The following is a 14,273-nucleotide window of genomic DNA, read 5'->3' on the forward strand; positions in this document are numbered from 1 at the left end:
TAGGACTTGTTCGGACGTATCTAATCGGAAACCGCCGTCTGTTTTGGGTTCCATGCGCGCTGATCGGGGACGTAAAGGGTCAGACTGTCTCCGAGCCTCAGAAGCCCCGGTCGTTCGATCCAAGCAGTCACCCCGCGCCGGCCCTGTGCGGCCGGTTTGAAGCGGGCGCCGTGCCCCGGTGACTCTGCTTCGATTTCACGTCCGGGCAGGACACAAGGGCGGTTCTCCATATCGACGGTCAGGGTCAATCCCGTATCCGCCTGCAGCCGAGACGAGGGCGGAACATGCGTGAAATCCGGAATGCCCTCGACAACGATACTTGCACCCAAAAGGGCCGGATCCAGCCGGTCCACGCCCATGTCAGAAGCAATGGCCGCCATTTCCTCGGCAGCCAGGATCGTCAACTGTCGCACGTTGCGGATTTCGGTGCCTTCCGGGTACAGGTTCTTGACCCGCACGCAGGATGGTCGATTGAGCCCTTCATGACGCGCGCCCTTGTCGCCCGAGAACCCAAGGTCAAGCTGCGGCACTGGCTGAGCCCGCAGGGATTGCCCGGCGGGAACGTGGCCCAACCAGACGACCCGGGCCTTGAATTCGGTTTCACGCAGGACAGGCATGCCATTTCCTTTCGACAGCGGATCAAAGTTCGCTGCAGCCTAACGCTCGCTGCCCTGATGAAAAGGCCGAAAAGAAAAGACCCGGCTCTGGGGCCGGGTCTCTTGCGTCATGCCGAAGGTTCAGGCTCCATCCCGCCCTCGGGCGGGGTCTTCTTGACCTTGGTCTTGGGAATCGCCGTCACGCTCGCGGCATTGCCGTGATCGGACTTGTCGCTTTCGTCGTCACTCTCATTCGGCGGTTCGCCATTCATGACGCGCTTGATTTCGTCACCCGTCAGAGTTTCGTATTCAAGCAGACCCTGAGCCAGACGCTCCCATTCTTCCTTGTGTTCGGTCAGGATCTGATGGGCGCGGTCATATCCCTGCTGGATCAGCCGTTTGACCTCTTCCTCGATCAGTTCCTTGGTATGGGCCGAAACCGAGAACCCGGCCGTGTTGCCCTGATAGCCTTCATGCGCCTCGGCATAGTCGATGTTGCCGACCTTGTCGGACATGCCCCAACGCATCACCATGGCCCGCGCCAATTGGCTGGCCTGCATGATGTCGCCGGCCGGGCCGTTCGAGACGTGGTCTTCACCGTATTTGATGACCTCGGCCGCCTTGCCCGCCATGGTCATGGCCAGCTTCTGCTCACATTCGTCCCTGTGATAGTTCAGCTGGTCCATTTCAGGCAGGCTTACCACCATGCCCAGCGCGCCGCCGCGCGGGATGATCGTGGCCTTGTAGACCGGATCGCACAACGGCAGGGTCATGCCGACCACGGCATGGCCGGCCTCGTGATAGGCGGTCTTTTCCTTCTGGTCCTGGGTCAGCACCATCGAGCGGCGCTCGGCCCCCATCATCACCTTGTCCTTGGCGTTCTCGAAGTCTTCCATGGTGACAAAGCGCCGACCGACACGTGCGGCCATCAGCGCGGCTTCGTTAACAAGGTTGGCAAGGTCAGCCCCCGAGAAGCCGGGTGTGCCGCGCGCGATGATGCGCAGATCCACATCCGGACCCAAAGGCGTCTTGCGGGCGTGAACACCCAAAATCTTCTCGCGACCTTTGATGTCCGGGTTGCCGACGGTCACCTGACGGTCAAAGCGGCCAGGGCGCAGAAGCGCCGGGTCCAGCACGTCCTTGCGGTTGGTTGCAGCCAGGATGATGACGCCCTCGTTGGCCTCGAACCCGTCCATCTCGACCAGCAGCTGGTTCAGGGTCTGTTCGCGCTCGTCGTTGCCCCCGCCATATCCGGCACCACGATGGCGGCCAACGGCGTCGATCTCGTCGATGAACACGATGCAGGGCGCGTTCTTCTTGGCCTGTTCGAACATGTCGCGCACGCGGGACGCGCCCACACCCACGAACATTTCCACGAAGTCCGAACCGGAAATGGTGAAGAACGGAACGCCGGCCTCGCCTGCAATCGCACGGGCCAGCAGCGTCTTGCCGGTGCCCGGAGGGCCAACCAGCAGCGCACCTTTCGGGATCTTGCCGCCAAGGCGCGAGAATTTCTGCGGGTTGCGCAGGAATTCGACGATCTCTTCCAACTCTTCCTTGGCCTCGTCGATGCCCGCCACGTCGTCAAAGGTCACGCGGCCGTGCTTTTCGGTCAGCATCTTGGCCTTGGACTTGCCAAAGCCCATGGCACCGCCTTTGCCACCGCCCTGCATCCGGTTCATGAAATAGACCCAGACACCGATCAGCAGCAGGAACGGCAGCAGCGTGATCAGGAAAGACTGGAAACCCGATTGCTGTTGCTTTTCCGCCCGCACGGGGATGTCTTTCTCGATCAGCAGCTTGGTGACTTCGGCATCACCGGGCTTGATCGTGACGAAATTCCCGCCGGAACTGGTTGTGTAACGGATCTGCTCACCATCCAGCGTCACGCCTTTTACGTCGCCTGCTTCGACGGCGCTTACGAAATCCGAATAGGTTTTTTCATTGCTCTGGAGGGTTCCTCCCGGTCCGCTGAACAGATTGAACAGTGCAAGGATCAACAGGAAGAGAACGACCCAGAAGGCTATATTGCGAGCGTTGCCCAAGAAAATTCTCCCAAAAGACATCGGCAGATGAGGCGCTGCCGGGTTGCCTCTTAAAATAGAGATGATTGAAGCAGGTTCAATGCGATAAAAAAGAAGCCGAAAACTCGGGGAATTTCGGGTCCATTTCAAACGCCCATCCGTTCAAAAAACCGGCAAATGGCGCGGACACGATTTGGTCGCCCAGCCAAACGGCGGGCGTGACCATCAGCACCATGCGCGGCACCCCTGTCGCACGCCAGTCGGGTACTTGTGGCAACCCGGTCTCGCCAAGCGCACGGATCTGTGCTCCGGGCGTGTCCGGCCCTGTCGCGATCCAACGCCCGTCCCAGAGTTCGGCCGGTCGGGCCACGCATGCCGAAACGGCGGTCAGCTCTCTGCAAAACCACGAACTATTCCCGTCCGTCAGGATTTGACAACCGCTCAGCGTCGACGAACGTCCCGCAATAACGGCCTGTACGACCTGCTCGACTTTGCTTTGCCGCGGCGGGTACCCCGGACCCGTGATCCGCTGGAGGATCCCGACAACAAGCCGGCGCTGTATTTCCTCAGGCAGCGCGCCAAAACCGGCGCGATCCACACGCACCGCACAGGCTTTCTCTTTTGCAACACGGCGGGCGGATTCCTGCGCAAAATGCTCAAGCGCCCGGTTCGCACGCCCGAGGTTCGCGGCAACGCGGGACAAAGTTTCAGCCGTAATCCCCAAGCCGGACAGATGGCCCAACGCCTCGCGGGCCTTGATCCGGTCAAAGCGCAGGTCCTGATTCGAAGGGTCTTCGATCCATCGCACCCCCTCAGCCCGCAAGTAGTTCCGCAAAGCGGTGCGCGTTTCACCCAGCACCGGTCGCCAAAGCGTGACCCCGTCCAGATCGCGCGCAATAGACATGGCCGACAATCCGCGCACGCCAGCGGCGCGCCCGAGACGCATCAACACGGTTTCCGCCTGATCATCTGCGGTATGGCCCAGAGCGACCGCGGGAATGTCCTGCGACACCGCCCAGTCCCGCAGCAGGCCGTAGCGCGCCTGCCGCGCCTGATCCTGCAGGTTTCCAGACCGGTCCCATCCCGTCCATTTCAGAGTGACATGGGACACGCCCAAATGTGCGCATGTCTCGGAAACACTGGCGGCCTCGGCGGCCGCATCCGGCCTCAGGCCGTGATCGACAGTGGCCGCAAACAGCCGAACATCTTCATCCCGGGCGATCCGGACCAAAAGATGCAGCAATGCAAGCGAGTCGCTTCCACCGGACACGGCCACGCCCAGTCGCGACGGAAGCGTTTCGGGCAACAGTGCCCTGACGCGCTTCGGAAGGGTGTCGGCTGGTGAGCTCAAGAACAGCTCAGCGACGCCATTTCCTCGGTTGCCGTGGCCACAAAGGCCGACGACGGGAACCGGACGCCGACTTCTCCAAGCGTGATACAAGCCTGGTCAACCTGGCCCAACCGGCCCAATGCTGCCCCAAGTTCGTACAACGCCTCGGGGGCCACCGGCCCTTCGGAATCGCCAGTAAAGCTGGCAAGGAAAGCCCGGGCCGCTTCGCGGGTATCACCCAGCCCTTCCAGGGCCTGCCCTCGCCTCAGATTGGCTTCGGGGGCCAGCGGGCTGCCGGGATACGCGCTGTCAAATTGCGCAAAAAGATCGGCCGCCGTCTGGAAATCGCCGTCCGCAAGGGCTTGCGACGCGGCATCAAAATCGGCTTGTTCACCTACGGCCAGTTCGACCTGGTCGCCGCCGGCGGCCTCGCCGGGCGTCGTCACCGGAGCTGTGATGGCCGCTGTGTCGCTATCTCCACCCAATGTCGGTGTGTCTTCGCCCGTGAACTCGCAACCGGGTTCCAGTTCGCAGAGACGGAACTCCAGATCTCCGATCCGGTTGGTTCCGTCCGTCACGACATTCTGAACACGCTGATTCAGCTGCTCGGTCTGCCGGGTCAGCCTCTGCAACTCGGCCTCGATGGCGTCAACGCGTTCCAGAATCGAACTGCCGGACAGGTTCGGCGCGGGCGAGCCTGTCGTGGAAAACTCGCGCTTGAGCCGTTGGATCTCGACATGCAGCACCGTCAGCTCCTGGCGAATATCGGCCAGAGTCTGCTGATCCTGCGCTTGCGCGCCGCTGGCAAGGGTCAAAGCCGCCGCCAGAACCAATCCCGCAATTCTCATCCTGTTACCCCGTTGTGGAACCGGTCAGCACGGTGACCGCGCGGCGGTTCTTGGAATAGCATTCCTCGGTGCTGCAGATTTCGATCGGGCGCTCCTTGCCATAGCTGATCGTCTGCAGACGGTTTCCGGCCACTCCGCGAGAAATCAGGTATTCACGCGCCGCATTTGCCCGACGGGCGCCCAGCGCAAGGTTGTATTCCCGCGTGCCCTGTTCATCCGCGTGACCTTCGATCGTTGCGACGTAGTCCGTATTGGCCAACAGCCACTGGGCCTGCCCCTGAAGGATCGTCTGCGCCTCGGGCGAGAGCGTGGACTGGTCCACGGCAAACAGGACCCGGTCACCGATCGCCTGCTGGAAATAGGCGGGCGAACGTGGGTCGCTGGGAGAACCCGGGACGATTGCGCCGTTGCCGCCGGCACCACCGCCCAAAGCCGAGGGATCGTTGTTGGTACATGCGGCCACCAGCGCCAGCGCGCCCAGAGCCGCAAACTTGCTCAATACGTTCATTTCTGTTGCCTCTTGTCCCGTTTGTTTATTGACGTCTGTCTATCACAGCCAGCCTGCCTTGTGAACTTCGGCGCGACCGGCGGTCTCTTAATTCAACAGTGGCCCCCAGGACGGGTCACTGCCACCGTCCGGGGTGCGTACGGGGCGCAGGTTTCGGCCCGAAATGTCGACCGAGTACAGGGTCGAACGCCCGCTGGCGCCCTGGGTTTCCCGCGCAAACATGATGACCCGGCCATTGGGCGACCATGTGGGCCCCTCGTCCAGGAACGAGGCGGTCAACAGCCGCTCCTCGCTACCGTCCAGTCGCATCACGCCGATATGGAACCGGCCCTTGTTCTGCTTGGTAAAGGCCACCAGATCTCCGCGTGGTGACCAGACCGGCGTCCCATAGCGCCCCTGGCCAAAGCTGATGCGGGTCGCCTCACCGCCATTTGCCGGCATGATGTACAGCTGAGGGCTGCCGGACCGGTCGCTCTCGAAGACGATCCGCGATCCGTCGGGCGAATAGCTGGGCGCGGTTTCAATTGCGGGCGTGTTGGTCAGGCGCACGCTTTGCCCGGATGCCAGATCCATTTTCCACAGATCCGTATTGCCGCCCTGCGTCAGCGAGTAGACGATCGAGCGGCCATCAGGCGAAAAGCGCGGCGAGAAACTCATCGTACCTTCCTGAGTCTGCAATTCCTGCCGCTTGACCCGGCCAACATCCAGAACGTAGATCCGCGGCCGGCCGCTTTCGTAGCTGGTGTAGAGCAGCCGGTCGCCCGTTGGCGAAAAGCGCGGGGCCAGAACGATCGCGGCACTGTCGGTCAGGTACTGAACATTCGCCCCGTCATAGTCCATGATGGCCAGCCGCTTGCGGCGCTGATCCTTTGGGCCGGTTTCCGAGACAAAGGCCACACGGCTGTCGAAATAGCCTCCTTCACCGGTGATGCGGCTGTAGACCTGATCGGCCACCTTGTGCGCCATTCGGCGCCAGCCCTCGGTTGTACCGGCAAATTGCAGGCCGTTGCCCAATTCCTGACCCGAGAATACATCCCAGACCCGGAACCGGACGGACAGGGTGTTGCCCGAGACATTCACCGCGCCGGTGACCAGCGCATCGGCATTGATCGCCTTCCAATCCGCAAATTGGACCGGCGCTTCGAAACTGCTGACACGGCTGATGAATGCATCCGGCGAAATCTCACGGAACAGGCCGGTTCCGGTCAGGTCCTCGGCGATGACGCGGCTGATGTCAGCCGCAAACTGGCTGGCCGCCGGACTGTCCGGTACAAAGCTGGGCACCGCAAACGGCAAAGGTTCGATGATGCCTTCATCCAATTCCAGCCGAAGTGGGCCGGTTTGCGCAGACACGGGGGCCGACAGAAGGGTCAGGCCAACGAAGAGGCTGGTCAGAAGTTTCATCATTTGATCCGCATCCTCTCGGGATTGAAGGTGATCTCAATATCCTTCCAATGCTCGTATTTGTCAGCAGGAAGGTCATATCCTTTTGCTCCACAGCGCAAAATCGCACGCCGGGCGGCCTCGTATGCCTGTTTTGCGGCCCCGTCCGAGCCACCGGAGCTGTCCAGCAGCTGCAGGCTGCCGGGAACGATCGAGCCGTCGCGGTTAAGCGAGAAACCGACCACCACAACGGTCTTGAGCGCATCGGTCGACAACGAGCCCACGTTCCAGCACCGCGAAACAGCCAGACGCATCGCATCCTTTTCGCCGCCGGTCAGAGGCGGACCGGACGGCTCGGACGCACCGCCCAAAGCCTCGGCCAGCGCGTCATTGATCGCGGCCTCGTCGGGTTCCGCAGCCTGTTCGACAGGCTCGGCGGTCGCGGTCTGTTCAGTTTCCGTAGGCTTGGGCCGATTGGGCCGGCCCCGGGGACGCGGCGAGCTTTGTGGCGACATGTCCTTGGCCTCTTCCGCCTCGGTCACGATCTGGTCGGTGGCTTCCTCAGGCGCGGTCTGGTCTTGCTGCTCCTGCTGGATCTCAGCACCTTCATCCAGCGAAACCGCCGGTGTTTCGATATCGTCCGGCTTTGCGTCCAGTGGCGGAGGAGCAATGGGTTCGGGGGCCACCTTGTCCGCCGGGCGTGGCTGGGATTCGGGCAGCGCCGGCAAAACCGCAACCTCGGGTTCCGGTTCATCCAGTACCGGAGGCTGCTCGATCACTTCAGGTTCGGGTGGAGTCTCAACTGCCTCGGGTTGCGGCTCGGGCTCCGGTTCAGGTGGCGTGACCGGCTCGGGGCGCGGCTGTTCTTCGACCGACGGCTCCGGCACTTCGGGTGCCGGGGGTTGCACGATCGGATCTTCCAATGCGTTGGGGGGCGTCGGAACTTCGGGCGCATCGCTTTGCGCCGTCAGGGCAGCGAATTGCTCAGCCGAAACCACCGACACCTCCTGCACTGCAAAAGGCAGCGGCTCGGATCGGAACGTGCCGCCGAACAGGGCCCATCCGATCAATGTCACATGGGCAATCGCCGAAATCTTGGTGCCGGTATCCACCGCGCAGCCTCACTCTCCGCCCGCGTCCAGCGCCGGCCCGCCAGTATCGGTGACAAGGCCCACATTCGAAAACCCGCCGGCATTCAACGCACCCATGACCTGCATGACCTGCGCATAAGGAATGGCGCCATCGGCCCGCAGGTAGACGCGGTCGCTGCTGCGCTCGGCAGCAATGGCGCGCAGCTTGCCGATCAACTCGTCGCGGGACACCTCGGTGGTCTGTATCTGAACCCGCCCGTCGGCTGTCAGCGTGACGGTCAACGGTTCCTCGTTGTCGCCGGGCAGAGCGCTGGCGGCGGTTTTGGGTAGATCAACCTCGACCCCCACGGTCATCAGCGGAGCCGCGACCATGAAGATGATCAGCAGCACCAGCATCACGTCGACAAAGGGTGTGACGTTGATTTCACCCATCGGCTGCGCACGCCCGCGCCGCCGTCCTCGGCGTCGTCCGTTGCCGCCAGACGATTGCTGGATCGCCGCACCCATGTCAGCTGTCCAACTGGCGGGACAGAATGGTTGCGAATTCGTCGGCAAAAGCCTCGTACCCGCCGACGATATGGTCGCTGTCCGCGCTAAGTTTGTTGTAGAAGATTACGGCCGGAATTGCTGCCAGCAGGCCAAGACCGGTCGCCAGCAAAGCTTCGGCGATGCCCGGCGCCACGACGGCCAGGTTTGTGTTCTGCTGTTCGGCGATTTCGATGAAGGCGTTCATGATGCCCCAAACCGTACCGAACAGGCCGATGAACGGCGCGGTCGAACCCACGGTCGCAAGGATCGAAAGCCCCTTTTGCAAGCCTTCGGCCTCTTTTGCGATGGCCACATCCATCGAACGATCGATCCGGGCCTGTGCGCCGGCTATGAGTCCACCGTCGGCGCGGTGCGAGCGGCGCCACTCGATCATGCCGGCTGCGAAGATCTTTTCGGAACTGCCATCCGGCTGCGTTCCGATCTGCTCAAACAGCTCGTCCAGCGGGTTGCCCGACCAGAACGCCTCGTCGAACACCTGCGCTTCGCGTCGCGCGCTGCGATAGGTGATGAGCTTTTGAATGATGATCGACCATGACCAGAAGGATGCGACCACAAGGATCAGCATCACCACTTTCACGATGAATGTCGCACGGGCGAACAGCCCCCACATGGAGAAATCGATCTCCTGCGCCAGCGCCAGCGTTTCAGCTTCCATGAACCTGCTCTTTGTTTTGCCTGACAGCCGTTGATTGGCCTTGTTTTGCCAAACGCTAGCGTAGTTAGTGGCAAATTGCCAACAGAACCACAGGGGCTGAGCAAATTGTTACAGCAATGCGCGAATCTCTGCCGGGAGCCGGATCGGCCGGCCATCCTGATTGACGCAAACGGCCGTCACGGTCGCGCGGAAGACTTCGGTCTCGCCGCGCCGGATGAGTTGAGCCATGGTCAGTCGCACGCCGGAGATCGCGACGACCTCGGTTTCGACCAGCAACTCGTCGTCGAACCGCGCAGACGCCAGATAGTCGGCCTCGACCCTCCGCACGACCCAGATGATACCAGCCTCGCGCATTGCGTTCTGGTCATTGCCCAGGTTGCGCACCCAATCCGACCGGGCGCGCTCGATATAGCGCAGATAGTTGGCGTGATAGACCACGCCCCCCATGTCGGTGTCCTCGTAGTAGACGCGGACGGGAAAGACATGCTTCATTGCGTCGGCTCCATGCGTGCGAACAGCCGCAGCGCATGGGACGGGTCCCGCGCCACCGCCGGCAAAACCGGATCATAGGCTGCACGGATCAGCGCGGCAATGTCGGGCCGCAGGATCGTGGTGTCTCCCGCCACGGCCAGGGGCGAGCGCTCTCGGAAGGCTGTATCCGACCACAAAAGAATGGTCTGAACGACCTGCGACAACGCCAGCGTTTCGGCCGAAACTTTCGACAGCTCACTGTCCATCCTCACAAAGACAAACGCAGCACGGATCGCGCCGTCCGGATCGAACCTGAAGGCTCGATACTGGTTGGCTCCGCCAGCATCGAGCCGCTCGACCAGTGGCGCGAGGTCCGGGATCAGCCGGTCAAGGTCAGGCACTTCAAGCAGCTCGGCCCAATCGCGAAAAAAGAACACCATGCAGTTGGCGCCCAACTCGGGGTCGGTCTCGGCCATCTTATGGCCGGCCAGTGCCACGACCGCCTCGAACGCGCCTTTGACCGTTGCTAGCGTCTTGTCTTCCACACCAAATACGATCGGCACGATGGGCCGTCCCCAACGTGCGAAAAGATAGTTCCCGTCCGCGCGGCAAAACAACTCGGCAACACCCTCAGGCGTCATTGGCAATTCCCTCTTTTTTAGTCTCGGGGCTGTTGATTACTGTCGCAAACAAAGATACACCCACGACAAACGCCATGTTGCCAGGCGTTACCGACACTACCAGAACAGACGGTCTCGGCCATCTCTGACAAGGACGAAACATCGACCCAATGCTTTCCTGGATCAGAAGAAATCCGCCACAGCACAAAGGACGGCTAACTCCTGAATTTGACCGCGTCTACCATTATCACATCAGAAAAACAGCCGGCTCTTCGTTGAATGCGGCGTTCCTGTCGGCGTTCGCCGGCAAGCGTGTGACAGTGAAAGCTCTTGCGGGCGCCCCCAAACACCGAATTGCCGGCGAGATCGGACCTGCGGTCGGCTGGAACGAGCGGCTGATCAAGGCGGGCAGCTTTGCCTACGCGTTTTCACATTCGCCGTTCCATTCACTGAAGGTGCCCGCCAAGACCTACACATTTACTGTGTTCCGCGATCCGGTCGAGCGGGCCTACAGCCACTTTTTGATGCTGAAAGGGTATATTGAATACGGCGTCGATCACCCCTGCCTGGCATCCGAAGGCGATTGGGCGAAGGGCGACTTTGCCGATTTCATCGCATCCGCTGACCGCGATCACCTGCTGCGTCAGCTTTATATGTTCAGCGAAAACTTCGACGTGGACGAGGCTGTCGAGGCTGTGTCCTCTCTAGATCAAGTCGGTTTCTTTCACGAACTCGGCAATTTGCTTGAAAGCGCCCAGGCGTTGTTCTCGGTGGACTTGCCTATGCGCCACGAAAACAGGTCGTTGTCACGCAAAAAGCTGTCTGCGGAAGAATTGGCCGCATTCCGTCCTCATTTCGAACCCGAGTACGAGATGCTGGTGAAAATCCGCGAGCGTAAAGGCTGATCTACAGTCGTCAGCCAAACAGGTCGCTCTGTCCCTTGGGCGCGGCCATGCCCAAATGCGTCCAGGCCTTCTGCGCCAGCATCCGGCCGCGCGGCGTGCGTTGGATCAGGCCCTGTTGCAGCAGATAGGGCTCGATCACTTCCTCCAGCGAGTCGCGGCTCTCGGACAAGGCGGCCGACAAGGTCTCGATCCCCACCGGGCCACCGCCATAATTTTCGGCGATCAGTTTCAAATAGCGGCGGTCGGCGCCGTCCAAGCCCAGATTATCGACGCCCAACCGCGTCAGCGCGCCATCGGCCAATTCGCGCGTGATGCGGCCGTCGCCCTCGACGATGGCGAAATCCACGACCCGCCGCAGCAGCCGCCCGGCGATACGGGGAGTGCCCCGCGACCGGCGCGCGATCTCGCGCGCACCGTCGTCATCGGCCGGCGCGCCCAGCTTGCGGGCGTTGCGGGTGACGATCTCGTGCAATTCTTCCACGGTGTAGAATTGCAGCCGGGTCGGAATGCCGAACCGGTCGCGCAGCGGGGTGGTCAGCAGGCCCATCCGCGTGGTCGCCCCGACCAGGGTAAAGGGCTGCAGTTCGATCCGCACGGTACGGGCCGCGGGGCCCTCGCCGATCACCAGATCCAGCTCGAAATCCTCCATCGCCGGGTACAGCACCTCTTCCACCGCCGGATTCAGGCGGTGAATCTCGTCGATGAACAGCACGTCGCGCTCTTCGAGGTTGGTCAGGATCGCCGCAAGATCCCCGGCCTTGGCCAGAACCGGCCCCGAGGTCATGCGGAAGTTCACCCCCAGCTCGCGCGCCATGATCTGCGCCAGCGTCGTCTTGCCCAAGCCCGGAGGGCCGTGGAACAGCGTGTGGTCCATCGCCTCGTTCCGCTGGCGGGCCGACTGGATGAAGATGCGCAGATTGGCCCGTGCCTCGGCCTGGCCGATGAATTCGTCCAGCCCCTGCGGGCGCAAGGCGCGATCGTTGTCCTCGGGCAGAGGCTGCGGGCGCAGGGTCGGGTCGGCATCAACCATTCATTCAGCCTTTCGGAGCCAGCAGTTTCAACGCCGCGCGGATCAATTCGGCCTCGCCGGCATCGGGCAGGTTGGCGGCGGCCTCGGCCACGGCCGATGCGGCCTCGGACGGGCCATAGCCCAAGTTCGACAGCGCCGACAAAGCACCCGCCGACGCCGCACCCGCACCGGGTTTCGAGGCCCGCACCCGGACCGGCGCTGCGGGTTCAACCACCTCGGCCACGGGGCCGTCCATCGCCTCGGTCACCGTGCCGCCCATCGCCATGACGCCGGGCGCCTTGTCTTTCAGGTCCAGCACGATGCGCTGCGCGGTCTTGGGCCCGACGCCCTTGGCCGCCTTTACCGCGCCCCAATCGCCCAGCGCGATGGCCCGGCTGACCCCGTCCGGCCCCAGCGCGCCCAGAATGGCCAGAGACACCTTGGCCCCCACCCCTTGAACCGAGCAGAGCAGCCGATGCCACTCTTTCTCGACCAAAGACAGAAAGCCATAAAGCTGCATCAGGTCCTCGCGCACCACCAGATCGGTGTACAGCGAGACCGCCTCGCCCACCCCAGGCAGGGCCGCCATGGTCCGGTCCGAGCAATAGACGATGTAGCCGACCCCGCGCACGTCGATCAGAAGATGATCCGCCGCGCGATAGTCGATGCGTCCGGTCAGCTTGCCGATCATGTGGCCACCTGCTTGATGCGCGCCTGCGGTGTCGCACCGTAGAACGCATGACAGATCGCGATCGCCAGCGCATCCGCGGCGTCGGCCCCCTTGGGCTGGCATCCCGGCAGTTGAAGTTTGACCATGTGCAGAATCTGTTCCTTCTCGGCGTGCCCCACGCCCACCACGGTTTTCTTGACCCGGTTGGGCGCGTATTCGCCCACCGGCAACCCAGCCTGCGCCAAGGTCAGCAACGCCACTCCGCGCGCCTGACCCAGCTTCAGCGTCCCGGCGCCGTCCTTGTTGACGAAGGTCTGTTCGATGGCTGCCTGGTCGGGCTGATGTTCGGCGATCACTTCGACGATCTGGTTGTGCAGCGACAAAAGCCGCTCGCCCAGATCATCCCCGTCGGATTTGCACAGGCCGTTGGCAACATGGCTCAGTCGGCTGCCATGTGATTCGATGACGCCCCACCCCAGGGTTCGCAGCCCCGGATCAATGCCCAGAATTCGCATGTTGTGCCTCGGCCTGCTCGGGTTTTCATTGTCTTTTCTCTCGATTAGCACGAAGCGTGAACATTTTCCAAGAAAATTGATCCGGCACCCAAATGCGACACGCCTGTTCCGTCCGCGACAACTCGGACGCATTGCGACCCTAGAAAGTCTGAAACCGACACATTCCCAAAGCAGTTTTCACCAATAATTTAAGGGACTTTCATCATTTTCGAAGCATTGCAAAAACTGCATAGGACACATGCAGTTTCAGCACTTGCAAGGTCAATCCGACATCACTAACTGGCCCGGGAATTCGACATTCAAACGTCAACACTGAACAGAAGGAAGCAGGATATGGCTGCAATTGACACAACCCGCGCCTCGATTGGCTCGTTTGGCCTTGTCGGCCGTATCGGCGCCTTTCTGGCATCCGTCGTGAACGCCGTTGTCGCCTGGAACGACGCACGCGTGACGCGCAATGCATTGAACGGTCTGAGCAACCGTGAACTGGAAGATATCGGCCTGTGCCGCGGTGACATCGACGAAGTCGCTGCTGGCCGCCGCCGTCTGTACTGAAACCACCCGCTCTCGCCCCTATCCTCCCTCGGGGCAGCACAGAAACACCGCGGACCGAAAGGTACGCGGTGTTTTTGTCTTTTGAAGGCTCTTTAGGAGAGAGAGTTCAGTAGAGAATCTTGTTCAGCTGTGTCGACAGGGCCTGCGACAATGGATCGATCTGCATGATCCATGCGCCCGCCTGTTCAACCGATGTCCCTTCGTTCAGGGCATCCACCCGATACTGGTATCCGGTCGGGCCGAGATTGGATAGCAGGAACGCTTTGAAAGCAAAAAATCCGCACAGGCACAGCAACAGAACCTTGGCCGGAACCGCCGAGCGTACCCGCTGGGGTTTCATGACGACCAGACCATCTTTGCGCATAGTCGCGCGATAGCCACGGCTCATCTTGTTGTGTTTCTTTGTCAGCCGATGAACGCGCTGATCGAATTCAAGTTGTTTTCCTGTCATGGCAGCCTCCAAAAACCGCCCCCCAAATTCATTGGATGACGATAGAAAGAGAATGCGTCAAAACCGTGGCAAAAATCCACAAAACTCCTGCAA

The 14,273-nt window shown here is 61.6% G+C and carries 17 protein-coding genes; 2 read left to right on the forward strand and 15 right to left on the reverse strand.

The window, feature by feature from the left end; genetic code table 11:
* Positions 1-20: 20 nt before the first annotated feature.
* From ACR0MM_RS06740 to ACR0MM_RS06790, 11 genes are all read right to left on the reverse strand, one after another.
* Entirely contained in the window at positions 21-617 is a 597-nt protein-coding gene (locus ACR0MM_RS06740) for an MOSC domain-containing protein (RefSeq protein WP_480695136.1), read from the reverse strand.
* Between the two features lie 107 nt (positions 618-724).
* Positions 725-2,641, reverse strand: coding sequence for an ATP-dependent zinc metalloprotease FtsH (ftsH, locus tag ACR0MM_RS06745; protein WP_093962771.1), 1,917 nt, complete (start codon positions 2,639-2,641; stop codon positions 725-727).
* A gap of 76 nt (positions 2,642-2,717) precedes the next feature.
* Positions 2,718-3,971 carry a tRNA lysidine(34) synthetase TilS gene (tilS, locus tag ACR0MM_RS06750; RefSeq protein WP_480695138.1) on the reverse strand — a complete coding sequence of 418 codons (1,254 nt, stop codon included), beginning with the start codon at positions 3,969-3,971 and terminating at the stop codon, positions 2,718-2,720.
* Positions 3,968-4,798: a tol-pal system protein YbgF gene (ybgF, locus tag ACR0MM_RS06755; protein ID WP_170435321.1), complete on the reverse strand. Its 831-nt coding sequence runs from the start codon at positions 4,796-4,798 to the stop codon at positions 3,968-3,970. Before ybgF ends, tilS begins: the two co-directional genes overlap by 4 nt.
* 4 nt (positions 4,799-4,802) lie before the next feature.
* Positions 4,803-5,306, reverse strand: a complete 504-nt coding sequence (gene pal, locus ACR0MM_RS06760) for a peptidoglycan-associated lipoprotein Pal (protein WP_093962774.1) — start codon at positions 5,304-5,306, stop codon at positions 4,803-4,805.
* 87 nt (positions 5,307-5,393) lie between these two features.
* Positions 5,394-6,713, reverse strand: a complete 1,320-nt coding sequence (tolB, locus tag ACR0MM_RS06765) for a Tol-Pal system beta propeller repeat protein TolB (RefSeq protein WP_093962775.1) — start codon at positions 6,711-6,713, stop codon at positions 5,394-5,396.
* Positions 6,710-7,801 (reverse strand): energy transducer TonB, encoded by a 1,092-nt coding sequence (locus ACR0MM_RS06770; RefSeq protein WP_480695140.1) that lies wholly within the window; start codon positions 7,799-7,801, stop codon positions 6,710-6,712. The genes tolB and ACR0MM_RS06770 overlap by 4 nt, the downstream gene beginning before the upstream one ends.
* Before the next feature lie 9 nt (positions 7,802-7,810).
* Positions 7,811-8,287: a protein TolR gene (gene tolR / locus ACR0MM_RS06775; protein ID WP_170362911.1), complete on the reverse strand. Its 477-nt coding sequence runs from the start codon at positions 8,285-8,287 to the stop codon at positions 7,811-7,813.
* 1 nt (position 8,288) lies between these two features.
* Entirely contained in the window at positions 8,289-8,984 is a 696-nt protein-coding gene (tolQ, locus tag ACR0MM_RS06780) for a protein TolQ (protein WP_170337879.1), read from the reverse strand.
* Between the two features lie 108 nt (positions 8,985-9,092).
* The gene (gene ybgC / locus ACR0MM_RS06785) at positions 9,093-9,476 is read right to left on the reverse strand and encodes a tol-pal system-associated acyl-CoA thioesterase (RefSeq protein ID WP_093962779.1); all 384 of its coding nucleotides are present in this window, start codon (positions 9,474-9,476) and stop codon (positions 9,093-9,095) included.
* The gene (locus ACR0MM_RS06790; protein ID WP_170362909.1) at positions 9,473-10,096 is read right to left on the reverse strand and encodes a hypothetical protein; all 624 of its coding nucleotides are present in this window, start codon (positions 10,094-10,096) and stop codon (positions 9,473-9,475) included. Before ACR0MM_RS06790 ends, ybgC begins: the two co-directional genes overlap by 4 nt.
* Before the next feature lie 149 nt (positions 10,097-10,245).
* Here ACR0MM_RS06790 and ACR0MM_RS06795 point away from each other — a divergent pair, with 149 nt between their 5' ends.
* Positions 10,246-10,980 carry a hypothetical protein gene (locus tag ACR0MM_RS06795; RefSeq protein ID WP_170362907.1) on the forward strand — a complete coding sequence of 245 codons (735 nt, stop codon included), beginning with the start codon at positions 10,246-10,248 and terminating at the stop codon, positions 10,978-10,980.
* A 10-nt stretch (positions 10,981-10,990) separates the two neighbouring features.
* Here ACR0MM_RS06795 and ruvB read toward each other — a convergent pair whose 3' ends face one another.
* From ruvB to ruvC, 3 genes are read right to left on the reverse strand one after another with little or no spacing between them, the layout of a single operon-like run.
* Entirely contained in the window at positions 10,991-12,010 is a 1,020-nt protein-coding gene (ruvB, locus tag ACR0MM_RS06800; protein WP_170337873.1) for a Holliday junction branch migration DNA helicase RuvB, read from the reverse strand.
* A gap of 4 nt (positions 12,011-12,014) precedes the next feature.
* Complete coding sequence (gene ruvA, locus ACR0MM_RS06805; protein WP_170362906.1) at positions 12,015-12,680, reverse strand: Holliday junction branch migration protein RuvA; 666 nt, start codon at positions 12,678-12,680, stop codon at positions 12,015-12,017.
* The gene (ruvC, locus tag ACR0MM_RS06810) at positions 12,677-13,174 is read right to left on the reverse strand and encodes a crossover junction endodeoxyribonuclease RuvC (RefSeq protein ID WP_149775764.1); all 498 of its coding nucleotides are present in this window, start codon (positions 13,172-13,174) and stop codon (positions 12,677-12,679) included. Before ruvC ends, ruvA begins: the two co-directional genes overlap by 4 nt.
* A gap of 333 nt (positions 13,175-13,507) precedes the next feature.
* On the opposite strand from ruvC, the gene ACR0MM_RS06815 reads away from it, so the two are divergent.
* Positions 13,508-13,729, forward strand: a complete 222-nt coding sequence (locus ACR0MM_RS06815) for a DUF1127 domain-containing protein (RefSeq protein ID WP_093962786.1) — start codon at positions 13,508-13,510, stop codon at positions 13,727-13,729.
* A 106-nt stretch (positions 13,730-13,835) separates the two neighbouring features.
* Here the strand turns inward: ACR0MM_RS06815 and ACR0MM_RS06820 are convergent, their stop codons facing one another.
* Positions 13,836-14,180 (reverse strand): hypothetical protein, encoded by a 345-nt coding sequence (locus tag ACR0MM_RS06820; RefSeq protein ID WP_093962787.1) that lies wholly within the window; start codon positions 14,178-14,180, stop codon positions 13,836-13,838.
* Positions 14,181-14,273: the final 93 nt, after the last annotated feature.

This window comes from Ruegeria sp. BC6, assembly GCF_056539185.1.

Bases quoted from the DNA above. Each gene is read 5' to 3' on its own strand.
- ybgC (WP_093962779.1), bottom strand. From the start codon at position 9,476: ATGAAGCATGTCTTTCCCGTCCGCGTCTACTACGAGGACACCGACATG.
- ACR0MM_RS06740 (WP_480695136.1), bottom strand. From the start codon at position 617: ATGCCTGTCCTGCGTGAAACCGAATTCAAGGCCCGGGTCGTCTGGTTG.
- ACR0MM_RS06790 (WP_170362909.1), bottom strand. From the start codon at position 10,096: ATGACGCCTGAGGGTGTTGCCGAGTTGTTTTGCCGCGCGGACGGGAAC.
- tolQ (WP_170337879.1), bottom strand. From the start codon at position 8,984: ATGGAAGCTGAAACGCTGGCGCTGGCGCAGGAGATCGATTTCTCCATG.
- pal (WP_093962774.1), bottom strand. From the start codon at position 5,306: ATGAACGTATTGAGCAAGTTTGCGGCTCTGGGCGCGCTGGCGCTGGTG.
- tolB (WP_093962775.1), bottom strand. From the start codon at position 6,713: ATGATGAAACTTCTGACCAGCCTCTTCGTTGGCCTGACCCTTCTGTCG.
- ACR0MM_RS06820 (WP_093962787.1), bottom strand. From the start codon at position 14,180: ATGACAGGAAAACAACTTGAATTCGATCAGCGCGTTCATCGGCTGACA.
- ACR0MM_RS06795 (WP_170362907.1), top strand. From the start codon at position 10,246: ATGCTTTCCTGGATCAGAAGAAATCCGCCACAGCACAAAGGACGGCTA.
- tolR (WP_170362911.1), bottom strand. From the start codon at position 8,287: ATGGGTGCGGCGATCCAGCAATCGTCTGGCGGCAACGGACGACGCCGA.
- ACR0MM_RS06815 (WP_093962786.1), top strand. From the start codon at position 13,508: ATGGCTGCAATTGACACAACCCGCGCCTCGATTGGCTCGTTTGGCCTT.
- ruvB (WP_170337873.1), bottom strand. From the start codon at position 12,010: ATGGTTGATGCCGACCCGACCCTGCGCCCGCAGCCTCTGCCCGAGGAC.
- ybgF (WP_170435321.1), bottom strand. From the start codon at position 4,798: ATGAGAATTGCGGGATTGGTTCTGGCGGCGGCTTTGACCCTTGCCAGC.
- ruvC (WP_149775764.1), bottom strand. From the start codon at position 13,174: ATGCGAATTCTGGGCATTGATCCGGGGCTGCGAACCCTGGGGTGGGGC.
- ruvA (WP_170362906.1), bottom strand. From the start codon at position 12,680: ATGATCGGCAAGCTGACCGGACGCATCGACTATCGCGCGGCGGATCAT.